Here is a 23785-nt window from a genome sequence, read left to right as displayed (position 1 = left end):
CATGATCATCACAGATGAAGAGTTGATGGCCTTGCTGGAGTCTGATGACAGCCAGGAGCCAACGTTTTACCCGGTCAGCGTCTATGCCCTGGACGCCGTCTCCCATCAGGCGGTCAAGGGGGCGGGCCTGCCGGCCTATGCCAATCTGCACCGCACCCGACCCGATGCCGGTTGGCAATGGGAAGGGCTGTTTGCCGCCGGGGCCATCGCCCTGTTTGATCCTGCCTCTCATCAGGGGGCCGACTATCTGCCTCATCTGCTGGCTCCCGGGGCGGGGATCTATCGCCTCAGCGACCCCTGGCTCGAGGGGTTGCAGGCACGGGAACAGGGGTGGCGTGCCTGGCTCGCCCAGTGCCAGATCCTGCTGCTCGAAGATCACCCCTTCCAGGGAGCCTGCATTCAGCAGGAGATCCAGGGACTGGGGTTGCCCTGCCACTGGGTTCAGGATGGAGAAGGGTGCCTCAAGGCGCTGGAAGAGGGGGGCGTGAGATTGCTTATCTGTGATCTCAGCCTGGCGGAGCAGGATGCCATCAGTCTGCTGATGAGCCATCCCCAGTATCGCCACAGCGGTCTGCCCATCATCCTGCTCTCCGCTCATGATCAGACCCTGATAGACGGCGCCCGGCGTCTCCTGCACGATGCGGGTTTCAACGTGCTGGCCGCCCTGGCCAAGCCGCTGCAAAGCGACGATCTGCTGCGTCTGCTCAAGATGCTCTATCTTGGCCCCCAGCGTCAGCGCAGGCTGGGCGGGCTCAAGCGCACCGTGCGTAGCTGGCAGGGAGAGGCGAGAGGACAGCTTGGGCTGCTGGCAGATGCGGCCTCCTGCACGCTGCCGATCTGGCTGAGCCTGAGCGGCCTTTCCCCTCACTGGGAACCGCTCAAGCTCTGGCTCGAGCAGCATGGACGAGAAGCAGGCGAGCTGACCCTGGTCATCCACCGACGGGATCACCTGCTGAGCCAGGCGGACCGTTTCGCCCTGGTACTGCAGGCGAGCCTCGCGGGGGCCAGACTCGCGCTGCTGCTCGATCATGCCCAGCACCTGCCGTTTGATCTCATCGAGCGTCTGCCGTTGCAATCCCTGCTACTCGGGCAACACCTGCTGCCCGAGCTGGAGGCGATGGCGGCCGACTCCTTGCTGGCCCGCTTCATCCAGCGCTCCCGGGAGCTTGGCATCGCGCTCTACCTCGACGACCCCTTCAACCTGCAGGATGCCGCCCAGTGGCAGGATCGCGGCGTGGCAGGGCGCTGGTGAATGGCTCGCTATCTTTGCTGGCCGCTCGATGAGCCGCGCTTGTGGCAGGGAATGTCGGGTTGGACGGCTCCCGCCTCACGGGCCGCCCTGCCGATGACGATGGTGGTGGGGGGGCTCACTTGCCGCTTGCAGGAGCTGGCGGGCAGCGACCCGGAGCGAATAAGCGCGGCCTATGACGCCCTGAGCGAGCAGAGCGTCTATTTGCGCTTCATGCGGGCCAAGCAGCCTGCGACGGCCGAGCAGCTCGCCTTCTTTCTCGACTACCCCAGAGAACCCCAGATAGGATTGCTGCTGACCGACGAGCTGGGGGCGCCGCTTGCCATGGCCCAGTCCGTGCGCCGGCGCCTGCACCCGGACAGGGCCGAGTTCTCCTGCATCGTCGCGGATCATTTTCAGCATCGCGGCGCCGGGCGTCGCATCCTGCTGGCGCTTGCGCGGCTGGCATACGGGGAGGGGATCCGGGAGTGGACGGCGGAAGTGCTCGGCCAGAATCGCCCCATGCTGGCTCTGCTCAAGGGGCTCGGGTTGCCGCTTACCCTGGTGACAGGACGGGAGATGGTCTTTGCCAGGCTGGATCTCGCGCCCATGGCGAGCTTTGTGCTTCCATCGGCCTAAGACCAAGGGCGAATGGGCCGCTTCTTGCTCCTGTGCTAAGGTCAGCCTGTTACCCGTTGGAGGAGAACAACCATGGTGCAGTCAGCCAAACATATCGTGATCCTCACCGGTGCCGGCATCTCGGCCGAATCCGGTATCAAGACCTTCCGGGCCTGTGATGGCCTGTGGGAAGAGCACAGGGTGGAGGACGTGGCCACCCCTGAAGGCTATGCGCGGGATCCCGAACTGGTACAACGTTTCTACAATGCGCGGCGCCATCAGTTGCAGCGCGCCGAGATCCACCCCAATCCGGCCCACTATGCATTGGCCCGGCTGGAGCGCCTGCTGCCGGGGCGCGTCACCCTGGTCACCCAGAACATCGACAACCTGCACGAGAGTGCCGGCAGCAAGAACCTCATCCACATGCACGGCGAGTTGCTCAAGGCCCGCTGCCCGGGCTCGGGTCAGGTGATCGAGTGGCGCGGGGATCTCCATCAGGAAGAGCTGTGTTCCTGCTGCCAGTTTCCCCACCCGCTGCGCCCCCATGTGGTCTGGTTCGGGGAGATGCCCCTCGGGCTTGACCGCATCTACTCGGCCCTGGCCCAGTGCGATCTCTTCATCTCCATCGGGACCTCCGGGGCGGTCTACCCTGCCGCCGGATTCGTCCATGAGGCCGGCCTGAACGGTGCCCATACGGTGGAGCTCAATCTGGAGCCGAGCGAAGTGGGCAGCCAGTTCGATGAAAAACGTTATGGTCCGGCTTCCTTGCTGGTGCCCGCTTTTGTGGATGAACTCCTGCAAAGTTGCGGTGTGCATCAGCCTCTCACCGTCGAGGGACATAACTGGATGGAGATGCGGGGCCCATAATTATTGATTTTTCACACAGTTGCATTGACCCACTGAAATCGCCACACTGACACCTAACTTCAAGATGCAGCTGGCACAACATGTCATGAACTTTCCAATGCGCGGGATGGCCTCTCTCCTGCTGGTGCTTTTCTCGTTCGGTACCCAGGCTTCCTCCTCTTCGCTATTGCAACTGATCCTGCCGGATAAGCGGGAAATCACCCTGGATGAGGCGGCGTTGGCCGCCTTGCCACAAGTGGAGTTCGAGACGGCGACGCCCTGGACCCTCGGCACTCACCGCTATCGTGGCCCGACCCTGAAGAGCGTGCTGGCGGCGCAGCAGGTGGATAGTGCCAGCGCCATTGATGTCGCCGCACTCAATGGCTACCAGCAGCGGGTCGATCTCTCCCTGTTTGCCAAGGTGCCGCTGACCCTGGTGCGTTACCAGGATGACAAACCGCTCACCCGTCGCAATAAAGGGCCGCTCTGGCTGCTGGTCCCCCTCTCGGCCCATCCCGACATGGATGTGTCCGCCATCCACAACAACATGGTCTGGCAGGTGATCCGCATCGAGGTTGTCCCGTGACGCGACGCCAGCGAGATAACCTGCTGCTTGCAGCCATTTCCCTGCTGTTTCTCTTCTCGTCCCTCTGGGGGCTGCTGCTGCAGAGTCGGCACGAGCAGCTCGTTGACATGTTCTACCGCAACACCCACTGGAACATCAGCCAGGTAATGCAGGAGTCCCAGCGATTTCTCTATGATGTGCGCCTCTACCGTGCCGGGGCGCTCGACATGGCGGCCCTGAGCCTGGATTACGACCTGCTGTGGAACCGGCTGGATGTGTTCCTGATTAGTACCGAGACCGCCGATGCGCGAGCGAGGCATGGGTTGGGGGAGGTGCTTGAACGGCTCTTTGACGAACTCAAGGGGCTGGATCCCCAGATGCAGTCCGGGGAGCTGAAGAGGGGGAAAGCCCTCGATCTTGCCCTCGTCCGGCTGACCGGTTTGATCCATCAGGTGGAGCAGATTGGGGATCAGATCCTTTCCGGCCAGGAGCGGGAAGCCTCCCTCAACCAGTTGCGGCAGAGCCTGTTCTGGATCCAGATCTGGCAGTTGATCCTGCTGGTGATGGGCTGTGTGCTGGTCTTTGCCCTCATTCGAACCAATCTGCAGAATCGTCGCCTCTCCCTGCTCGATCCCATGACCCGGCTTGGCAACCGCCGGGCCTTGCAGGGGCAGCTCAGGCAATCCCTGCTGCAAGATCGGGTCCAGGCGCTGGCGGTGCTGGATCTGAAGCGGTTCAAGCAGGTCAATGATCTGCTCGGATACCAGGTTGGTGATCGCCTGTTGCAGGCCGTTGCGGCCCGGTTGCGTCAGGCATGCCCCGGCCGTGCGTACCGGCTGGGGGGCGATGAGTTCGCCGTGGTGCTGGACGACGAAGAGGGAGATCTCGATTCCCGCATGGCCGCCATGGTGAGCCTGTTGCAGTTTGAGTTCGTGACCCGGGAAAGCAGCTTTGATCTGGCGTGTCGCTTCGGAGTGGCCAGGTGCGAGGGTGGCGAGGATGCCGATGAGCTATTGGAGCAGGCCATATTGGCATTGAACGAGGCCAAGCGTGAGGGGACCACCCTGGTGTGGTATCAGAGTGCGATGAAGGCTGACCTCCACATGGCCCAGCGGCAGCTGCACCAACTGCGGGAATGGCTGGCGGGGGCCGCCCCTTCACCCCTGGAGACCCTCTGCGAGCCGATGAGAGACGAGCAGGGCGTGCCGGTGACGGTGGTCAGCCTGCGCTGGCGGGTGAGCCAGCAGCCCTGTGATGTGGGCTGGATGCAGGAGCGTGGTGTCCTTGGGCCCGTGATGGCGCGATGGCTGACAGAAGAGCCATGCAGTGGCACCTTGCTGGTAAGGCTTCATCAGCCTGCCCAGCTGGCCCCTCTGCTGGCGAGCCTGCCCCCCTTGCCACAGGGGTGGCTGATCCTGGCATTGCCTGCGCTGATACCGGATGCCACCCTGCTTGAGAAGATGCGCGAGTGTGGCTGCATGCTGGCGCTGAGCGAGCTTGGCAGCAGCGCCCCCGAACTGCTGCAAGCGGGCTGGCCAATTCGCTACTGGCTGCCAGCCCCCTCCGGGTACGAGGCGCTGCTCCAGCCGTTGGCAACGGCGCTGGGGCTGCTGCGCCTGGCTCCCCGGGGAGAGGCGCAGCAAGAGGATGATCTCAAGCTGAGTTGAGTGGTGGCTTGTGCAGTCCGGGGCCGATGCCAAGGAGACAATACACAGAAGGGCGGCTCATGGCCGCCCTTCTGCTGCTTGCTGGCACTTAAACTGGTTTGCTGTTCGGTGAGAAAAAGGGAGCGCAGGAGTGTCTGATCACCAGGTCAGGATCCACGGTGATCATGCGGTTTGCGATGGGCTCGCCGTTGATGCGCGCCAGCAGTCGGGTGACAGCGAGGCGGCCCAGCTCCTCTTTCGGTTGATTGACCGTGGTGAGCGGGGGGGACATGAACTGGGCCAGCGCCACGTTGTCATAGCCGACGATGGAGAGATCGCGGGGGATCACCAGCCCCGCCTGATGGGCGGCACTGATGACCCCCATGGCCATCATGTCGTTGCAGACAAACAGCGCGGTGGGACGCTCTGGCAGTGCCAGCAGGCGGGTCATGGCGGCGGCGCCGCTGGCGCAGTCAAAGTCTCCCTCCTGGATCCAGCCCGGATTGACGGTGAGCCCGGCCTCCTGCATCGCCTGCTCGAAACCCGCCTGGCGCTGGTTGGCCGGGGCGCGGCTGTGGGGGCCCGTGATGCAACCGATGGCAGTGTGACCCAGGCCCAGCAGATGGCGGGTTGCCAGGTAGCCGCCACGATGGGAGTTGTCGGCGATGAGATCCACCTCGCCGTTCTCCATGCCCCAGTCCATCACCACGACCGGCAGGCTCTTGAGCCAGTCGAGCTGGTTGAACACCTCCTGCTGCCCTTCGCTGCACATGATGAGCAGGCCGTCGACCCGTTTCCTGAGCATCATCTTGAGGTAGGAGAGCGCCGTCTCGGCCTGTCCTTCGGTGTTGCCCAGCATCAGGTTGTAACCCTGCTCGAAGCAGTAGCGCTCCACCCCGCGCACCACCTCGGCGAAGAAGGGGTTGCTGGAGGTGGTGACCAGCATGCCGATGCTGTTGGTCTCCTTTACCTTGAGGCTGCGGGCCACCAGGCTCGGGGCATAGTTGAGATCGCGCATGGCCGCGAAGACCCGCTCCCGGGTCTCTTCGGCGACGAAGCGGGTCTCGTTGATGACGTGGGAGACGGTGGTGGTCGACACCCCCGCCAGCGCGGCCACCTCCTTGATATTGGCCATCAGTGCCCCTGCGCAGTTTGTTCAAGCAGGAAGGCATCGACCTCCTGCTTGCTCGGGATGGAGCTCTGGGCACCAAACCGGGTGACGGAGAGTGCCGCCGCCCCGTGGGCAAAACGCACGGCCGCGTCAAAGTCGGCGCCGGCGAGCTCGGCCGCCAGGAAGGCGCCGTTGAAGGTATCCCCGGCCGCCGTGGTATCCACCGCCTTGACCCGAAAACCCGGCATGAGCGCCTGTTGCTGCCCCTTGCTGCAATAGACCCCTTGGGACCCCAGGGTGATCATCACCTCACCGATGCCCATCTGGTGGAAGCGGGCGGCAGCCTCCCGGGCGCTCGCTTCGTCGGTGACCTTGACGCCGGTCAGCAGCTCGGCCTCGGTCTGGTTGGGGGTGATGAGATCCACCAGCGCCAGCAGATCCCTTGAGAGCGGGCGCGCGGGGGCGGGGTTGAGCACCACCCGGGTGCCGTGGGCACGGGCCAGACGGGCCGCTTCCTGCACGCTCTCGAGCGGCACTTCCAGTTGCAGCAGCAGGGTGTGGGCGGCGGCGATCATCGCCTCGTGACCTTGCACCACGGTCGGGGTGAGGGCGCCATTGGCTTCGGCGGAGATGCCGATGCTGTTCTCCCCCTCGTCGCTCACATAGATGATGGCGATGCCGGTGGGGAGCCTGGGGTCGAGTTCGACGGCGCTGACATCGATGCCGTCGTTGGCAAACCCGGTTTTCATCTGGTGGCCGATGGCATCATCACCGATGCGGGCGATGAAGGAGACTGGGGCACCGAGGCGGGCGGCGGCCACCGCCTGGTTGGCGCCCTTGCCGCCGGGCACCACCTGATAGCTGTGGCCGGTCAGAGTTTCACCGGGGCGGGGAAAGTGGGGAACGCGCAGCACATGATCCGCATTCACGCTGCCGAGGACTACGAGACGATTCATTCCTATCACCCTTGGTTGAGTACATCCTGGTCTGGGTGGGCCCAGACCAGGCGGCACTGGCGGAAAAAGAGAGGGGAGGCGAGCCTCCCCCCGTCAACTTACTTGTTGACGATTTGCAGCGGTACCGGGATGGATTTTTCTACCGGTTGACCCTTGAGCACCTTGTCGGCGGTTTCCACGCCGATGGCGCCGATGAGGGCGGGCTGCTGGGCCACGGTGGCGGCCAGTTTACCCTTGGCCACGGCGGCTTTGCCATCGTCGGTGCCGTCAAAGCCCACGATCATCACCTCTTTGCCGGCGGCCTGCACGGCGCGGATGGCACCCAGCGCCATTTCGTCGTTCTGGGCGAACACTGCCTGCACGGTCGGATGGGCGGCCAGCAGGTTCTCCATGACGTTCAGACCCTTGGTGCGGTCAAAGTCGGCGGGCTGGGAGGCCAGCACCTGCAGCTTGTTGGCGGTGACCGCCAGGGCGAAGCCTTCGCCGCGATCACGGGCGGCGGAGGTACCTGCGATCCCTTCGAGCTGGATCACTTTGGCACCGCTGCCCAGCTTCTCGGCGATGAAGTCGCCAGCCAGCTTGCCACCGGCCACGTTGTCGGAGGCGATGTGGGCCTTGACGTCACCCTGGGCTGCGCCGCGGTCCAGGGTCAGCACCGGGATGTTCGCCTTGTTGGCCAGGCGAATGGCGTTGCCCACCGCTTCGGAGTCGGTCGGGTTGATCAGGATGGCATTGACCTTGCGCACGGTGAGATCTTCCACGTTGGAGAGCTCCTTGGCCGGGTCGTTCTGGGAGTCCAGCACCACCAGCTCGTAGCCAAGCTCCTTGGCCTTGGCTTCGGCGCCCTCCTTCATGGTGACGAAGAAGGGGTTGTTGAGGGTGGAGACCACCATCGCCAGGGTGTGATCCGCGGCCTGGGCGGTGCCCAGCACGGACATGATGGCGGCAGCGAGCAGGGTATTGAGCTTTTTCATCATTTCATTCCTTGTGTGTGGCGTGGCTTGTTAACGGTTGCTTTTGTTATCGATCATCACGGCAAGCAAAATCACGCTGGCCTTGGCGATCATCTGGTAATAGGAGCTGACGTCGAGCAGGTTGAGGGCATTGTTGAGGAAGCCGATGATGAGGGCACCGATCAGGGTTCCCATGATGCGGCCCTTGCCCCCCATCAGGCTGGTGCCCCCCAGCACCACGGCGGCGATGGCATCCAGCTCGTACCCCATGCCGGCAGTGGGCTGGGCGGAGGAGAGGCGGGATGTGACGATGAGCCCGGCCAGTGCCGACAGCATGCCGCACAGACCATACACCGCGAGCTTGACCCGATCCACATTGATACCGGAGAGGCGGGTGGCCGATTCGTTGCCGCCGAGGGCATAGATGTAGCGGCCCAGGCGAGTGTGGTTGAGCAGATACCAGGCCAGCAGGAAGACGATGGCCATCAGCCAGATGGGCACCGGCAGACCCAGCAGGTAGCCGGTCCCGAGCCAGGCGAAGTGATCGGCGCCGTCACTGAAGCCGGTGGAAATGGGGCGCCCCTCGGTGTAGACCATGGTGACGCCGCGCAGGGCGGTCATGGTGACCAGGGTGGCGATGAAGGCCTGTACCTTGCCCTTGGCAATGATAAGGCCGCTGACGCTGCCAAGCAGGGCGCCGGCCCCCAGGGTGAGGGGGATCACCAGGCCGATGGGCAGCTCCATGGCCACCATGGTGGCGGCCAGGGCGCCGCACAGGGCCAGTACCGAGCCGACCGACAGATCGATGCCGGCGGTGAGGATGACCAGCGTCATGCCGACCGCCATGATGGCGTTGACCGATGTCTGGCGCAGGATGTTGAGCAGGTTGTCGGCGGTGAAGAAGTTGGGGCTTAGGAAGGAGACCACGCCGATCAGCACCAGCAGCGCGACCAGGGACTTGTTCTCGATCCACCAGGCCTTGCTCATGACGCCGCGGCGGGAAAGGGTTTGGGTTGTCATTGTGCTGCCTCTTGCTCTGCTTGCCACTGTTTACCGACTGCCGCTGCCATCAGCTTCTCCTGATTGGCATCGCGGGTGTTGAATTCTGCGCTGATGCGCCCTTCGTGCATCACCAGGATGCGATCACTCATGCCGAGCACTTCCGGCATCTCGGAGGAGACCAGGATGATGCTCATCCCCTCCTTCTTGAACTGGTTGATGAGCTGATAGATCTCCTTCTTGGCGCCGACATCGACGCCGCGGGTCGGCTCATCCAGGATCAGCACCTTGGGCCGGGTCAGCAGCCCCTTGGCGATGGCCACCTTCTGCTGGTTGCCGCCGGAGAGGAGCTTGATCAGCTGATCCTGACTCGGGGTCTTGATGTTGAACAGACGCACATAGTCCCCTACCGCCTGGCGCTCGGCCTGACCGTCAATCTTGCCGCCACGAATGAACTCGCCGAGGGCGCACAGGCTCATGTTTTCGCGCACCGACAGCTCCAGCACCAGGCCGTCGCCCTTGCGATCCTCGGAGATATAGGCGATGCCGGCGGCCAGGCCATCGGCCGGGCTCTTGGGGACCAGTGCGTGGCCATCCACAGTAATGTCACCGGCGCTGATGGGGCTGGCACCGTAGATGAGCTTCATCAGCTCGGTACGCCCGGACCCCATCAGGCCGCTGAAGCCCAGAATTTCACCCTGACGCAGGGAGAAGCTCACCCCGCGCACGCCGGGGCCGGCCAGATCTTTCACCTGCAGGCTGACCGGGCCAAGCTCGCGCACCAGGCGCGGGTACTGCTCTTCCAGTCGGCGACCCACCATCATCTCGATGATCCTGTCTTCATCGAGATCGCTCACCGCCTTCTCGCCGATCCACTTGCCATCCCGCAGCACGGTGACCCGATCGCAGATCTCGAAGATCTCTTTCAGGCGGTGGGAGATGTAGACGATGCCGCACCCCTGCTCACGCAGCTCGCGGATAACCTTGAACAGCTGCTCGGTCTCGGTATCGGTCAGCGCATCGGTGGGTTCGTCCATGATGATGACGCAGGCATCGAACGACAGCGCCTTGGCGATCTCCACCATCTGCTGTTCGCCGATGGAGAGATCCCCGAGTCGGGTATCCGGCCCATGCTTGACGCCAAGTCGCGCCAGCAGGGTGCTGGCCCGTTCGCGCAGCTGCTTGTGGTCGATGCTGCCAAAACGGGTGCGCGGTTCGCGGCCGAGGAAGATGTTGGCGGCAATCGACAATTCCGGCAGCAGGTTCAGCTCCTGGTGGATGATGCTGATCCCCTGATCCTGGGAGTCGCGGGGGCCCTTGAAGTGAACCGGCTGGCCGCGATAGCTGATGCTGCCCGCATCGGCCTGGTAGATGCCGGTCAGCACCTTCATCAGGGTCGACTTGCCAGCGCCATTTTCGCCGAGCAGGGCCATCACCTGGCCCGGATAGACCCGAAGACCCGCTTCGTCGAGGGCGCGTACCCCGGGGAAGGTTTTGACGATCCCGGTCAGCTCCAGAATGGGTGAGAGGGGGGAGGTTGTGCTCATTTGCAGCTTCCTTGAAGAGGCTTAAAACGCCACACCGGCGCAGAGGATCAGGTTGGCGTAGGGAGTCACCTCGCCGCTGCGCACGATCGCCTTGCTCTGGCGGGAGCGAGCCTTGAACGCTTCGTGCAGGCAGTACTCGATGGTGATGGGCTTGCCTTGAGCCGCGGCGTGCGCCTCCAGCTGATCCACCAGCGCCTGATGGGTGGCGGGGCTGATCGCCTTGATCTCGCTTGCCATGATCACCTTCTCCACCACCAGGTCGGTGAGCAAGGCGGTCAGCACGGTTTCAAGGCTCGGCGTCCCCGCCATCAGCGCCAGATCGATGCGCTCGGGGCCTGCCGGAATGGGCAGGCCAGCGTCGCAGACGGTGATCTCGTCGGTGTGGCCCATCTGCGCGACCAGCGCGCTTAAGGGAGCATTGAGCAGCTTGCCTCGTTTCATACAGCACCTCGGCGGCCTGGGACCGCATATGGATATTGAGTTGGGCAATCGGTTACGCAACCGGTTGCGTCATTAGGGCGAAAGATAGGTGTTAACCGTTAACGGGTCTAGGCAGTGATGACGAAAATGTGAAAACGATCTCAGTGACAGGGCAATTTCAGAAGAAACGGGTGCCAGAAGAGCACCCGTCTGAGAGGCGTCGCCGGATGTTGCCCGTACAAAAAGGCGTACCCGGCGCGAGGAGTTCAGAGGGCGAGCGCCGCCTGCACTGCGGGGCGGGCCAGCATGCGCTGATAGTGATCCGCCACCTTGGGAAACTCGCTGATGGCAACCCCGTCGCTCTCGAGCCAGCCTGCAATCACGAAGAGGTAGATGTCGGCCAGGCTGAAGCGCTCCCCCAGTACCCAGGGGCCGGCCAGATAGTGGCGCTCAATCTGGTCAAAGCCATCGCGCATGTTCTGGGGCATCTTGGCCTGCATGGCAGCCATGGCCTGTTCATCGTCGGCCCAGCGGCCGGGACGGCGTCCATGGGCATGGGCGACATGGACGGTGGAGACGAGGAAACTGTGTACCTCCTGCATCCTGGCCAGGAGGAAGGGGTCATCCAATGGGGCCAGCCCGGCGTTAGGAAAACGCTGGGCCACGTAGAGCAGCAGAGCCGGTGTTTCGGTCAGCACGCCATGCTCCGTCACCAGTGCCGGGACTCGCCCCTTGGGATTGATGGCGAGGTAGTCGGGGCTGCGCTGTTCACCAGCGGCCAGATCCAGGCGCTTGACAAGGTGAGGGGCACCGGCCTCCACCAGAGCGATGCGCACCGCCATGGCACAGGTACCGGGGGCAAGATAGAGCGTCAGTTCGGACATGACAATTTTCCTTGTGTGAGAGAGAAGAGCCAGTGGACATCTCGTTCGCCAGCGCGCGCCATCATCCTACCCCCGTTGGACAGAGGGGCCAAGGGTGAGGGGAACCTCATCAAGAAGGGCTGCAAGGCCTTTGGTATCAATGGCTTTCTGAACGGAAGATAACAGGAAAAACGGCTACGCATGCCGGTTCAAACCGCTATAATGTGCCACCTTGGATCAGTCGTCAGTGAATGTTGGACAGTCAATTGAGTAATAGAATGCGGATCGGTGGAACCCTCGAACAGTCCCTCAGCCAGGGATATCGTCTGGACCTGCAAGGGGTGTTGAAAGAGGGGTGGCAACAGACTCGTCGCACCGGTTTCGGATTGGCGCTGGCCATCGCCGGGGTCATGGCAATCTGGATCCTGCTGAGCAATACCTTGCTGACGCCCTATGTCGCCCGTGAAGGAGGGGATATGGATATGACCCTGATCCTGAGCCTGCTGGTCACGGTGATCATGTCACCCATGACCTCCTCCCTCGACATGCTGGGGTTGCAGCAGTCGGTGGGGGTGCGCGCCCGGCCGAGCCAGGTATTCGACTTCTTCCGCCACTTCCTGCGCCTGGGCAGCCTGAGTCTGCTCGGCAGCCTCATCACCAGCCTGTTTGGCCCCCTGTTCGAGCTGCTGGGCGTGCCGGTGATGCTGGCCTTCATCCCTTCCGCCCTGGTGGGCATGGGGATGGTGTTTACCGTACCTCTGGTGCTGGAGCGCGGTCTTTCCCCGGCTCAGGCCATTCTGGTCTCCCTCAAGCTCTTTGCCCGGGGCTGGCCCAGCATAGTGCTGCTGCACGGGGTCATGCTGGCACTCTTCTTCCTGGCGCTCATCCCCATGGGGCTGGGACTTATCTGGGTGGCGCCGCTCTACTTCAACTGCAAGGGCATTCTCTACCGGGATCTGTGTGGGGTGGCAGTCGAAGTGACCGAGGTTGCCAGTGGCAACGACGGGCAGGGCCCGGATCATTTCAACGCATAACGGGATACCAGGGGGTCAGCCGGTGTCGACCCGCCCGGAGCATGATGCAAAAGGATGGCATATGAACAAGCGATACGGGATGGCGGCGCTTCTGCTGGTACCCATGCTGGGACAGGCTGAGCCGTCCCTTGAACTCGACTACGGCACTTTCTACAGCCAGATGAAGACCTTCGCCAAGGGGCAATTTGGCCACGCCAGACTGGGCTTTTATCTGGCCAGTCAACAAAATGGTCGGCGCTGCGGTCTCACCTCGGCCCGGGTCTCGACCCCGGACAGGGATGTGCCCGCCGAGGTCACGGTCGATGGCGAACTGCGTCTGCCCTATGACGAAGATCTCAACCTCGACAAGGCGATCGTGGTGGTGGGGCTCACCGAGGCCCATGCTGCCTGCGATCTGTCGGTACAGGTGATGGCCGACGCCCCCGCCACACCCGAGGTGCCGCTGGCCGAGCTCGTCTCGCGCCAGCAGCAGATGCAGCGATTGCTCGACAAGATGGCCGGCATGGTCGGCCAGTATTTCCTGCCCAAGATGGAAGGGGTGCGGATCTCCATGGTGGCGCCCGCAGGCACAGCCTACCTTGTGGAGGGTGCCCGTCAGGAGGCCGTCTCCTGGCAGCAGGGGCAACTGCTGCTCAGCAATGCGCAGCTGAAGGGGTTTGCCCAGGGCAAGCTGCAACTGCAAGGGGAGATCCTGCGCCTGACCCCCTGGCTGCACAAGGGGTAGCGACCCGAGTCCGCAGATTGCCAGAATGAAAAAAGGAGCGCCTGGCGCTCCTTTTCTGTGGGTGACGGGGCTTAGCGCACCTCAATCACGTCCAGCATGTCCATCTCGTCGATGTCCAGCAGCGGCGCCTTGGGCAGCTCGGGCGGATCAAATGCCTTGTCGCCACCGTCGATGATGCCGGAGTCACGGTTGATGTTCTTGAAGTCAAACAGCTGGTGATCGAGCAGGTGGCTCGGGATCACGTCCTGAATGGCGGTGAACATGGTTTCGAGACGACCCGGGAAGCGGCGATCCCACTCCTGCATCATCTGTTTGATGGCCTGGCGCTGCAGGTTTTCTTGGGAGCCGCACAGGTTGCAGGGGATGATGGGGAAGGCCTTGACCTCGGCATAGCGCACCAGATCTTTCTCCTTGCAGTAGGCCAGGGGGCGGATCACCACGTTCTTGCCATCGTCGCTCACCAGCTTGGGGGGCATGGATTTGAGCTTGCCACCGTAGAACATGTTGAGGAACAGGGTCTCGAGGATGTCGTCACGGTGATGGCCAAGGGCGATCTTGGTACAGCCCAGCTCCTGGGCGGTGCGATACAGAATGCCGCGGCGCAGGCGGGAGCAGAGCGCGCAGGTAGTCTTGCCCTCCGGTACCTTCTCCTTGACGATGGAGTAGGTATCTTCTTCCACGATCTTGAAGTCGATGCCGAGAGTGCTCAGGTATTCGGGCAGCACGTGCTCGGGGAAGCCGGGTTGCTTCTGATCCAGGTTGACGGCCACCAGATCGAAATGGATGGGGGCGCTGGCCTTCAGGCTCATCAGGATGTCGAGCATGGCAAAGCTGTCCTTGCCGCCAGACAGGCAGACCATGATCTTGTCACCCTCTTCAATCATGTTGAAGTCGGCGATGGCCTGGCCCACGTTGCGCCGCAGGCGTTTCTGCAGCTTGTTGAAACTGTATTTCTCTTTGGCGTTAAGCTCTTCTCGCATGGCCTCAAACCCGGGACAAAAATAAGCGGCTTATTATAGCCATGTCCCGGGGGAGGGCAAGAAACGCTTATGCAGGATGACGCCTGTCATCCACAGGGCAGCTGTAATCGTCGGGTTTGAGGATGAGAATGTCGCAGTTGAGCCTGTCCACCACGTGCTCGGCGGTGTTGCCGAGCAGGGCGGCAGAGAGGCCGGTACGACCGACGCACCCCATGATCATCAGGGTGGCATTCAGATCGTCCGCCATGTCCGGCAGCACCTCCTCCGGCAAGCCTTCCGCCACCTTGGTCCACATGTGGTTGATGCCGAACTGATCGGCATGCTCCCGCAACAGATCTTCATGGTGTTTGCGAATGGCATCGTTGTAGGCGTTGGGATCGAACTCTGGCAGTTCGATGGCGACATTGACCGGGGTGCCCGGGTAGGTGTTGACCAGATAGAGACTGGCACCAAGCAGCTCGGCGATGGCGATCCCCTCGCGGGTGATCCGCTCGTTGAGCACCTTCTGCTCCTTGTCATCGCTCGAGCAGTTGATGGCGGCAATCAGGTTGCCCCCCCGTTGCCAGTGCCCTTCTTTTACCAGCAGAACCGGACAGGGGCATTTGCGCAGCAGGTGCCAGTCGGTGGGGGTGAAGATGAAGGTTTGCAGGAAGGAGTGCTTGTGAGTAGCCTTGACGACCAGATCGTGACGCTGTTCCAGCACTTCCTGAATGACGCACTCGAAGGGACGGTTGTGCCAGAGCACTTTCACTTCGCATTCCAGTCCTCTGGCCCGATAGGGAGTGAGGATCTCGTCGAGCCACTCCCGACGCTGGGCGATGACACCATGGCGCATCTCTTCCCGCTCGTCTGCCGAGAGCATGGCGGTCATCTCGTAAGAGAAGTCGTAAATCGTCAGGAGCAGGGTCAGCTGGGCGCCCTCATCCAGCTCGGCGACCTTGACCGCGCGCTCGAGCGCGATCTGGCGCTCCTCCTCGGGATTGATCACCACCAGAATGTTTCGGTACTTGACCATGTTCTCCTCCTTGGCAAAAAGGCCAATGATGGCAACTCTTTAGCTATTACAGCTTAGTCCAAGGGGGGAGACGGGAAGGTGTGCCGGATCAAATTTCAGGGTGATCCGATCCGGCAAAAAAGGGAATAAACGGGCATTAACCGCAGGGAGGACGAGTGGCTCCGGCCATGACGCCCAAGGCAACGTTGTCCAGTACCGTAATGTATTTGCCTTTGACGCTGATGAGACCGGATTTCTGGAAACGACCCAGCAGGCGGCTGATGGTCTCGACGGTGAGACCGAGGTAGTTGCCGATGTCCCCACGGGTCATGGAGAGGCGGAACTCCTTGGCGGAGAAGCCGCGTTCGGAGAAACGAACCGAGAGATTGTGCAGGAAGGCAGCGAGGCGCTCTTCGGCGTTCTTTTTGGAGAGCAGCAGGATCATCTCCTGGTCGCCCATGATCTCGTTGCTCATCAGGCGCATGATCTGCTGGCGCAGTTTGGGCATCTTGCCTGAGAGGTCGTCGAGCACATCGAACGGGATCTCGCACACCATGGCGGTTTCCAGCGCCTGGGCGAAGGAGGGGTGAGACTGCTTGTGGATGGCGTCAAAACCGACCAGATCACCGGCCAGGTGGAAGGCGGTTATCTGCTCGTCACCCTGTTCGGTGATGGTGTATGACTTGATGGTCCCGGAACGGATGGCATAGAGCGATTTGAGCTCGTCGCCGGCCTTGAACAACTCTTCACCCTTCTGGATCGGCTTTTTGCGCTCGATGATGCTGTCCAGCTGATCAAGCTCGTTGTCGTTCAGGGTGAAGGGGATGCAGAGCTGGCTGATGCTGCAATCCTGGCAATGAATTGCACAGCCACCGCTCTGAATACGTCTGCCAGGTTTCTTGTCCGGGATCATAGGCTCAAATGAATAATTGATTTATATCAAACAAGTTTACCACCATCTCATCCATTTTGGATAGGGTTTCAAAAGGACGCCATTCCGATCCAGAGGGTGTGGATCCCGTAGGCAATAAGCAGCAAGGCGCCCCCAAGGCGCAGGCTGCGCAGGGTGAGCCAGTAGCGCAATCGGTCTGCCAGCCCCCCCAGCGCAAACAGGGTCGGCAGGGTGCCGAGGCCGAAAAAGAGCATGATGAGTGCCCCGCCACTTGCGGAGCCTGCGGCAGCGCTCCAGGTCAGCATGGAGTAGACGAGGCCGCAAGGGAGCCAGCCCCAGACCATGCCAAAGGGGAGGGCCTGCCAGGCTGATGTAAACGGGAGAAACCTGCCTGCCAGCGGCTTGATGAGAGGCCAGAACTTCGCACCGATGCGCTCGAGCAGCAAGACGCCATGCCACCAGCCAGCCAAGTAGAGGCCGAGCGCTATCATGAGCAGGGCGGCGATGAGGCGAAGCCCTGCCAGGGCGTGTTTGCCGGCGCCTATCTCCGTGGTGGTGGCGAGCAAGCCGCCCACCAGAGCCCCCGCCAGCACATAGCTCAGGATGCGCCCCAGGTTGTAGTTGAGCAGATAACCGAGCCTGCCCCAAAAATGCTGCTTCTCGGCAGGTATGGCCATGGAGAGCGCTGCAGACACGCCGCCGCACATGCCGATGCAGTGGCCGGCACCGGCAAGCCCGACCAGCAGGGCGCCCATGAGGTCAAGGCTGCTGGTCATGGGGACTGTTTTCCTCTTCGGGGTGTTGTTCAGGGGGGGGCAAGGGGCGCTGCTCCTCGTCAAACAGGATGTTGGAGCCCTGCCTGTCGAGATCCTCGAACTGCTCGGAGCGGATGGCCCAGAAGAAGACGCCTCCTGCAATGACAACGAACAGGATGGCGATGGGGATGAGGACGAAGATGATGTTCATGGCGCAGACCCTGTGGTGAAAGGGGGATGATAACCCGGCGAGGCAAGAGGTGCCGCCACCCGGGAGGATGACAGACGGCTGCTCACCGGTTGAGCCGCATGGAGTTGGTGACCACGATGAGGGAGCTCAGGGACATGCCAGCAGCCGCCAGATAAGGGGGGAGCCAACCACTGGCCGCCAGCGGCAGCACAAGCAGGTTGTAGCCGATGGACCAGGCAAAGTTCTCCTTGATGATCTTGCGAGTGCGCAGGGCCAGGGCCCGGGCGGCCAGCAGACGGGAGAGATCGTCGGCCAGCAGGATGGCGTCGGCGCTGTTCTTGGCCAGATCCGTGCCCCCCGCCATGGCAAAGGAAGCGTGAGCGCCGGCCAGCACGGGAGCGTCGTTGATGCCATCTCCTACCATGATGCTGATATCCCCGGCCGCTTCCCGGGCCTTGAGATAGGCCAGCTTGCCGTCCGGGGTGACCCCTTTTACCAGCTCATCGACACCCAGCTCGCGGGCCAGCATGTCCGCCTGGTCCGAACCGTCGCCGGTGAGGATGGTGGTTTGCAGGCCAGCCTCCTTGAAGGCCTGGATCAGTGCACCGGCATCGGGGCGTAGCGTGTCGGCCAGGATGAAACGGGCCAGCAGTCCGTGTTCATCGGCCAGATAGATGGCCAGCCCTTGAGCGGTATTCTCTTCTTGCGCCAGTTCGAGCCAGCGTGCACTGCCGATGCGGTAATGTTTGCCCTCAATCACTCCCTGCACGCCGTGGCCGATGACGGGGGTGACGTCGCTGGCGGCGAGCGGCACCCCGTCCGCCAGTGGTTTGCTTCGAAACGCACGGGCGATGGGGTGCTCGGAGTAGGTCTCCAGGGCCTGGGCGAGGGCGAGGCAGCGGGCTGCGTCGAGCTCGCCGAGGGGCTGGGTGTTCACCAGGCTGATGTTGCCCGTGGTCAGGGTCCCCGTCTTGTCCATCACGATGCGGTTGGCTCGGGTCAGAATGTCCAACACGTGGCCGCGGCGCAGCAGAATGCCGCTGCGGGTCAGGTTGGCAGTGGCCGAGGTCAGTGCGGTCGGGGTGGCCAGCGAGAGGGCGCAGGGACAGGTCGCCACCAGCACCGCCAGGGTGACCCAGAAGGCCCGCTCGGGCTGATGAAAATGCCAGAAGGTCCAGACCGCGGCCGCAATGATCAGGAGCACCAGGATAAAGTGGCGCGACAGCACGTCCGCCAGTTGGGCGATGGCGGGCTTGTCGTCCAGAGCATGATCCTGCAGGCGCATGATCTGGGCGAGACGCGACTCTTCAATGGGATGGCTGACCCGGATCTCCAGGGGGGCATCGGTATTGATGGTGCCTGCATAGACGGGATCCCCGGCCTGCTTGAGCAGAGGCAACTGTTCGCCAGTCAGCATGGATTCGTTGAGGCTGGCCTGGCCCAGGGTGACGATGCCGTCGGCTGGCAGAGTGGCCCCCGCGAGTACCCGCACCCTGTCTCCGACTCGCAGCGTCTTGGCGGCCACCTCGTGTTCGCCGTCATCATTGATGCGGGTTGCCATGATGGGTACCAGGCGCGCCAGGTTGGAGCTCGACTCCGACGCCTTGCGCCTCGCTCGCAGTTCCAGCAGACGGCCCAACAGCAGGAAGAAGACGAACATGGTGATGGAGTCGTAATAGACCTCACCCGTGTTGAAGACCGTGGCCCAGATGGAGGCGACGAAGGCGCCGATCAGTGCCAGCGACACCGACACATCCATGGAGAGGTGCCCCTGCTTCAGGCTGCGCCATGCCCCCACGTAAAAAGGCTGGGCCGAGTAGATCATGATGGGGGTGGAGAGCAGAAGGCTTATCCACTTGAAGTAGATCATGAACTCCTCTTCCACGCTGATGAAGAGGTCCATGTAGAGTGCCACGGCGCACATCATCACCTGCATGGATCCAAGCCCGGCCAGCGCCATGCGGAACATGTAGCTGCGCACCTCTTTGGCGTAGAGCGCTTCCTGTTGATGAGTCTGGAAGGGATAGGCGCGATAGCCGACCCTGGCAAAGCCCTTGAGAATGTCGCTCAAAGAGAGCTGGGCCGGATCCCACTTGATGCGGGCGCGATGGGTGGTGGTATTGACGTTGATGTAACGCAGACCGCGCAGGGTCATCAGGTGCCGCTCGATGAGCCAGGCACAGGCGGCGCAGGTCAAGCCCTCCACCGTCAGCTGGATCTCGCGCGTCGTTTCGCGACCCGTACCGGTGTCGGTGACGAACTCCTGCTGCACCTCCGCCAGATCGTAGTGGGTGAGGGCGGCGAGCTCTTCGGGCACCAGCTCCCCCTTGATGCCGGGAGCGGTGCGGTGTTCGTAATAACTGGCGAGGCCGCATTCGAGAATGGTCTGTGCCACGGCTTGGCAGCCAGGGCAGCACATCGGCTGAACGATGCCTTTGATCTCGAGAGTAAAGTTACTGCCAGTGGGAACCGGTTCACCACAGTGAAAACAGCCGGTCATGGTGATCATCCCTCTTTGATGCAGCCCTGCAGGCCGGGTCGGGGAGAAGGGCGGCTGACCGGCGTGCCGATCACCCTGCCTTCGTGATTCAACGTCCCTTGGGATCGAGCTCAATCGCTGCCTGAGTCGGCAGTTGTGCCGTCTCCTGGAGGCGCCACTCATGGTTGAAGGCATCGACCCGCACGTGCCACTTGCCGGTGAGGGGCTTGTCCAGCATCAGGCGATAGACTCCCTTGCCATCGGCCGTCAGCAGATGTTCGCTGTCCAGGCCCGCCAACGTGGGATGAAACAGGGAGAGGTGCAGTGCTTGCCCTGGTGGGATCTTCCCTGCCAGGGGAGTCAAAGTCAGCTCCTTGTCGCTGACATTGAGGGCGATACGGATGCCGAGCGCCTCGGCGCGATCGAACTTGCTGAGATCCTGGTTAATCTCCTTGCCCTGCTTGTAGTAGTCCTCCGCTACCAGGTTGACCCCATCCTTGCTGGCAATGATGGCGGTGGCGATGCTGCCTACCACGGCGGCGCAGGGGAGGGCGATGATGAACCAGGGCCAGAATTGGCGATACCAGGGTTGGGTCATGATGCTACCGAAACAAATGGTTAACGAAATGGCGGTAATTCAGCCAACACAAGATAACAAAAAGCCTCGAAGAGTCGAGGCTTTTTGCTGATTAATCACGTGCTTATCACATGTTACTGCTGATTTTGCCGATCGTTGTGGGACAAGCTGTAAACGTAGGAAGCGAGCAGGTGTACCTTGTCTTCCCCCAGAATGTCCTTCCAGGCCGGCATCACGCCGTGGCGCCCGTGGGTGATGGTCTGTTCGACCACCTGACGGGAGCCGCCATAGAGCCAGATGTTGTTGGTCAAGTCGGGAGCGCCGAAGGCGATGCCGCCCTTGGCATCCGGGCCGTGGCAGGCGGCGCACATGGCAAAGCGTGCTTCCCCTTTCTTGGCTTCCACCAGATCAACCTTGCGACCGGAGAGGCTCAGCACATAGGAAGCCACCTCCTTCACCCCGTCCTGACCCAGGATCTCGCCCCAGGCGGCCATGATCCCCTGACGACCGCCCATGATGGTTGTCTTGATCTGGTCGGGGGCGCCGCCCCACTGCCATTCGCTGTCGGTCAGGTTCGGGAAACCGCGGCCACCGCGGGCATCGGAGCCATGACACTGGGAACAGTTTTGCAGGAACAGTCGCTGACCCACCTTCAGGGCTTCCGGATCCTTGGCGATCTCGGTGATCTCCTTGTAGCTCTTGCCGTCAGCCTGATAGGTCAGCTCGCGGAACTTGGCGCCGTAGATCTCGTCGGCCTTGGCAAGTTCCCGGTCGTATTCCACCGCGCGTCCTTCGGCCTTGGCAGACTCGGCCGCCGCCTTGGACTCGGCCAGGGAACGCACATCCTGGTTGGAGCTTTGCCAGCCCAGCAGACCCTTGAAGTTGCCAAGGCCCGGGAAGGCGAGCAGGTAGATGAGCCCGGTGACGATGAAGAAGAGGAACATATAGGACCACCACTTCGGCAGGGGATTGTTGATCTCCTCGATGCCGTCGAAGGTGTGACCCATGGGTTTGCCCTCTTCGGCCCCCATCTTGTCCTTCATGCACCAGGCCAGCAGCAGGAAGCAGCCGAGAATGGTGCCAAGGCTTATGACGGTCACAAAAATGCTAAACAGAGTGCTCATTATTGCTTCGCTCCTGCGTTCTTGTTATCAGCACTGGGTTGCTCGTCATCGGCAAAAACCAGGTTGGCGGCCTCGTCGAAAGAAGCCTTGCGGCGCTTGCTGTAGGCCCAGACGATGATGCCAATCATGATGACCATCAGCAGCAGGGTGTACAGGCCGCGAAATGTGCCGTAATCCATATCCCGACTCCTTATTTCAGGGCATGGCCCAGTGATTGCAGATAGGCGATCAGCGCATCCAGCTCGGTCTTGCCCTTGACGGCCTCACCGGCGCCGGCGATGTCGGCATCGGTATAGGGCACGCCGAAGTGATCCCGGAACAGAGCCAGCTTCTTGCCGGTCAGCTCGCCACTCAGCACATTGGTCTCGAGCCAGGGGAAGGCCGGCATGTTGGACTCGGGCACCACGTCGCGCGGGTTGATGAGGTGGGCGCGATGCCAGTCATCGGAGTAGCGGCCGCCGACCCGGGCCAGATCCGGACCGGTACGCTTGGAGCCCCACAGGAAGGGGTGCTCCCACACGCTCTCGCCGGCAACCGAGTAGTGGCCGTAGCGTTCGGTCTCGGCGCGGAACGGGCGGATCATCTGGCTGTGGCAGACGGTGCAGCCTTCGCGGATGTAGATGTCGCGTCCTTCCATCTGCAGGGCGGTGTAGGGCTTGAGGCCCTCCACCGGCTCGTTGGTCTGCTTCTGGAAGAACAGGGGGGTGATTTCCACCAGGCCCCCCAGGCTGATGGCGAAGATGATGCCAATGACCAGCATGGGGACGCTTTTTTCAAAAATCTCGTGACGGTTGTTGTTGCTCATGCTTTAAACCCCTTCAAATCAGGCTGGCTGTGCGACGGGTTCCAGGGAACCCTTGGGCGCAGTGACGGTGCGGTAGGCGTTGTAGGCCATCAGCAGCATGCCGGTGACGAAGAAGCAGCCACCCAGGAAGCGCACGAAGTAGAAGGGATAGGAAGCTTGCAGCGCCTCCACGAAGCTGTAGGTCAGGGTGCCGTCGTCGTTGACCGCACGCCACATCAGGCCCTGCATCACACCGGAAATCCACATGGCGACGATATAGAGCACGGTGCCCACGGTGGCCAGCCAGAAGTGGACGTTGATGAGCTTGATGCTGTACATGCGCCCCTGCCCGAACAGGTTCGGGATCAGGTGGTAGACGGCACCGATGGACACCATGGCAACCCAGCCCAGGGCACCGGAGTGAACGTGACCGATAGTCCAGTCGGTGTAGTGGGAGAGGGCGTTGACGGTCTTGATCGCCATCATGGGGCCTTCGAAGGTCGACATGCCGTAGAACGACAGGGAGACGATCAGGAAGCGCAGGATGGGGTCATAACGCAGCTTGTGCCAGGCACCCGAGAGGGTCATGATGCCGTTGATCATGCCGCCCCAGGAGGGCACGAACAGGATGAGGGACATCACCATGCCCAGCGACTGGGCCCAGTCAGGCAGGGCGGTATAGTGCAGGTGGTGCGGACCGGCCCAGATATAAAGGGAGATCAGCGCCCAGAAGTGCACGATGGAGAGGCGGTAGGAGTAGACGGGGCGACCCGCCTGCTTGGGCACGAAGTAGTACATCATGCCAAGGAAGCCCGCCGTCAGCAGGAAGCCCACCGCGTTGTGGCCATACCACCACTGCACCATGGCATCCATGGCGCCGGAGTACATGGAGTAGGACTTCATGCCGGAGAGGGGCACTTCCATGTTGTTGACGATGTGCAGCACGGCCACCGTGATGATGAAGGCACCGAAGAACCAGTTCGCCACATAGATGTGGGAGGTGGTGCGCTTGACCAGGGTGCCGAAGAAGACGATGGCATAGCTCACCCAGACCACGGCGATGGCGATGTCGATGGGCCACTCCAGCTCGGCGTACTCTTTGGAGGTGGTGTACCCCAGCGGCAGCGAGATGGCTGCAGACAGAATGATCGCCTGCCAGCCCCAGAACACGAAGGAGGCGAGGGGGCCACCAAACAGCCGGACCTGACAGGTGCGTTGCACCACGTAGAAGGAGGTGGCCATCAGGGCGCTGCAACCAAATGCGAAGATGACCGCATTGGTATGCAGGGGACGCAGACGGCTGTACGTCAGCCAGGGGGTGTCGAAGTTGAGGGCAGGCCAGATCAACTGGGCTGCAATCAATACACCCACCGACATGCCGACGATACCCCAGACAATCGTCATGACGGTGAACTGGCGCACAACGGTGTAGTTGTACTCAGGGTGGTTTGTTGTATGGCTCATCGTTGTATTCCGCTTCCGATGCTGTTGTTTGTGTTG

General features: G+C 62.1%; 25 protein-coding genes. 7 read left to right on the top strand and 18 right to left on the bottom strand.

The features are described 5' to 3' along the window. The first annotated feature begins 1 nt into the window (after window position 1). The 5 genes from ACVDHI_RS17640 (at window position 2) to ACVDHI_RS17620 (ending at window position 4924) form a co-directional block, all read left to right on the top strand. Window positions 2-1252, top strand: coding sequence for a response regulator (locus tag ACVDHI_RS17640; RefSeq protein WP_257726063.1), 1251 nt, complete (start codon window positions 2-4; stop codon window positions 1250-1252). Next, entirely contained in the window at window positions 1253-1867 is a 615-nt protein-coding gene (locus ACVDHI_RS17635; protein WP_447212342.1) for an N-acetyltransferase family protein, read from the top strand. 72 nt (window positions 1868-1939) lie between these two features. Continuing rightward, entirely contained in the window at window positions 1940-2713 is a 774-nt protein-coding gene (cobB, locus tag ACVDHI_RS17630; RefSeq protein WP_041215132.1) for a Sir2 family NAD+-dependent deacetylase, read from the top strand. 85 nt (window positions 2714-2798) lie between these two features. Beyond that, window positions 2799-3278 (top strand): hypothetical protein, encoded by a 480-nt coding sequence (locus tag ACVDHI_RS17625; RefSeq protein ID WP_042017169.1) that lies wholly within the window; start codon window positions 2799-2801, stop codon window positions 3276-3278. Next, the gene (locus tag ACVDHI_RS17620; RefSeq protein WP_447212341.1) at window positions 3275-4924 is read left to right on the top strand and encodes a GGDEF domain-containing protein; all 1650 of its coding nucleotides are present in this window, start codon (window positions 3275-3277) and stop codon (window positions 4922-4924) included. Before ACVDHI_RS17625 ends, ACVDHI_RS17620 begins: the two co-directional genes overlap by 4 nt. 88 nt (window positions 4925-5012) lie before the next feature. Here the strand turns inward: ACVDHI_RS17620 and ACVDHI_RS17615 are convergent, their stop codons facing one another. The 7 genes from ACVDHI_RS17615 to ACVDHI_RS17585 all read right to left on the bottom strand — a co-directional run bounded on the left by ACVDHI_RS17615 (window position 5013) and on the right by ACVDHI_RS17585 (window position 11773). Then, window positions 5013-6038, bottom strand: a complete 1026-nt coding sequence (locus ACVDHI_RS17615; protein ID WP_201921040.1) for a substrate-binding domain-containing protein — start codon at window positions 6036-6038, stop codon at window positions 5013-5015. Beyond that, a complete protein-coding gene (rbsK, locus tag ACVDHI_RS17610; protein ID WP_263308945.1) occupies window positions 6038-6970 on the bottom strand; it encodes a ribokinase in 933 nt (310 codons plus the stop codon). Before rbsK ends, ACVDHI_RS17615 begins: the two co-directional genes overlap by 1 nt. A 98-nt stretch (window positions 6971-7068) precedes the next feature. Further along, on the bottom strand, window positions 7069-7944 hold the full coding sequence (gene rbsB, locus ACVDHI_RS17605) for a ribose ABC transporter substrate-binding protein RbsB (RefSeq protein ID WP_010674790.1): 876 nt from the start codon (window positions 7942-7944) through the stop codon (window positions 7069-7071). A 30-nt stretch (window positions 7945-7974) separates the two neighbouring features. Then, window positions 7975-8943, bottom strand: coding sequence for a ribose ABC transporter permease (rbsC, locus tag ACVDHI_RS17600; RefSeq protein WP_042863889.1), 969 nt, complete (start codon window positions 8941-8943; stop codon window positions 7975-7977). After that, the gene (gene rbsA / locus ACVDHI_RS17595; protein ID WP_447212340.1) at window positions 8940-10469 is read right to left on the bottom strand and encodes a ribose ABC transporter ATP-binding protein RbsA; all 1530 of its coding nucleotides are present in this window, start codon (window positions 10467-10469) and stop codon (window positions 8940-8942) included. Before rbsA ends, rbsC begins: the two co-directional genes overlap by 4 nt. Before the next feature lie 21 nt (window positions 10470-10490). Further along, window positions 10491-10910, bottom strand: coding sequence for a D-ribose pyranase (gene rbsD, locus ACVDHI_RS17590; protein WP_048207718.1), 420 nt, complete (start codon window positions 10908-10910; stop codon window positions 10491-10493). 245 nt (window positions 10911-11155) lie between these two features. After that, a complete protein-coding gene (locus tag ACVDHI_RS17585; protein ID WP_039040777.1) occupies window positions 11156-11773 on the bottom strand; it encodes a glutathione S-transferase family protein in 618 nt (205 codons plus the stop codon). 257 nt (window positions 11774-12030) lie between these two features. Between ACVDHI_RS17585 and ACVDHI_RS17580 the strand changes: the two genes are divergently transcribed. Together ACVDHI_RS17580 and ACVDHI_RS17575 are read left to right on the top strand one after the other, a co-directional pair. After that, window positions 12031-12786 carry a hypothetical protein gene (locus tag ACVDHI_RS17580; RefSeq protein WP_447212339.1) on the top strand — a complete coding sequence of 252 codons (756 nt, stop codon included), beginning with the start codon at window positions 12031-12033 and terminating at the stop codon, window positions 12784-12786. A gap of 61 nt (window positions 12787-12847) precedes the next feature. After that, window positions 12848-13510: a DUF2987 domain-containing protein gene (locus ACVDHI_RS17575; RefSeq protein WP_324061560.1), complete on the top strand. Its 663-nt coding sequence runs from the start codon at window positions 12848-12850 to the stop codon at window positions 13508-13510. A gap of 71 nt (window positions 13511-13581) precedes the next feature. On the opposite strand, the gene ttcA is transcribed toward ACVDHI_RS17575, so the two are convergent. From ttcA to ccoN, 11 genes are all read right to left on the bottom strand, one after another. After that, window positions 13582-14490: a tRNA 2-thiocytidine(32) synthetase TtcA gene (ttcA, locus tag ACVDHI_RS17570; protein WP_447212338.1), complete on the bottom strand. Its 909-nt coding sequence runs from the start codon at window positions 14488-14490 to the stop codon at window positions 13582-13584. Window positions 14491-14557: 67 nt separating this feature from the next. After that, complete coding sequence (uspE, locus tag ACVDHI_RS17565; RefSeq protein WP_039040780.1) at window positions 14558-15505, bottom strand: universal stress protein UspE; 948 nt, start codon at window positions 15503-15505, stop codon at window positions 14558-14560. Window positions 15506-15641: 136 nt separating this feature from the next. Beyond that, complete coding sequence (locus ACVDHI_RS17560; protein ID WP_039040781.1) at window positions 15642-16397, bottom strand: FNR family transcription factor; 756 nt, start codon at window positions 16395-16397, stop codon at window positions 15642-15644. A gap of 68 nt (window positions 16398-16465) precedes the next feature. Next, entirely contained in the window at window positions 16466-17152 is a 687-nt protein-coding gene (locus ACVDHI_RS17555) for a sulfite exporter TauE/SafE family protein (RefSeq protein ID WP_045524886.1), read from the bottom strand. Then, complete coding sequence (ccoS, locus tag ACVDHI_RS17550) at window positions 17136-17342, bottom strand: cbb3-type cytochrome oxidase assembly protein CcoS (protein ID WP_447212337.1); 207 nt, start codon at window positions 17340-17342, stop codon at window positions 17136-17138. Before ccoS ends, ACVDHI_RS17555 begins: the two co-directional genes overlap by 17 nt. Before the next feature lie 82 nt (window positions 17343-17424). Beyond that, window positions 17425-19821 (bottom strand): heavy metal translocating P-type ATPase, encoded by a 2397-nt coding sequence (locus ACVDHI_RS17545; protein WP_447212336.1) that lies wholly within the window; start codon window positions 19819-19821, stop codon window positions 17425-17427. Between the two features lie 88 nt (window positions 19822-19909). Next, window positions 19910-20398, bottom strand: coding sequence for a FixH family protein (locus ACVDHI_RS17540; RefSeq protein WP_039040784.1), 489 nt, complete (start codon window positions 20396-20398; stop codon window positions 19910-19912). A gap of 113 nt (window positions 20399-20511) precedes the next feature. After that, window positions 20512-21501: a cytochrome-c oxidase, cbb3-type subunit III gene (gene ccoP, locus ACVDHI_RS17535; RefSeq protein WP_039040785.1), complete on the bottom strand. Its 990-nt coding sequence runs from the start codon at window positions 21499-21501 to the stop codon at window positions 20512-20514. After that, window positions 21501-21680 carry a CcoQ/FixQ family Cbb3-type cytochrome c oxidase assembly chaperone gene (locus tag ACVDHI_RS17530; protein WP_010674775.1) on the bottom strand — a complete coding sequence of 60 codons (180 nt, stop codon included), beginning with the start codon at window positions 21678-21680 and terminating at the stop codon, window positions 21501-21503. Before ACVDHI_RS17530 ends, ccoP begins: the two co-directional genes overlap by 1 nt. A gap of 11 nt (window positions 21681-21691) precedes the next feature. After that, the gene (ccoO, locus tag ACVDHI_RS17525) at window positions 21692-22306 is read right to left on the bottom strand and encodes a cytochrome-c oxidase, cbb3-type subunit II (RefSeq protein ID WP_010674774.1); all 615 of its coding nucleotides are present in this window, start codon (window positions 22304-22306) and stop codon (window positions 21692-21694) included. Window positions 22307-22324: 18 nt separating this feature from the next. Beyond that, window positions 22325-23749: a cytochrome-c oxidase, cbb3-type subunit I gene (gene ccoN / locus ACVDHI_RS17520; RefSeq protein WP_010674773.1), complete on the bottom strand. Its 1425-nt coding sequence runs from the start codon at window positions 23747-23749 to the stop codon at window positions 22325-22327. Between the last annotated feature and the right edge of the window lie 36 nt (window positions 23750-23785).

Source organism: Aeromonas sp. 25-248 (assembly GCF_053005425.1).
Note: the sequence above shows the minus strand (reverse complement) of the source record. Positions and strands in the feature narration are given on the sequence as shown.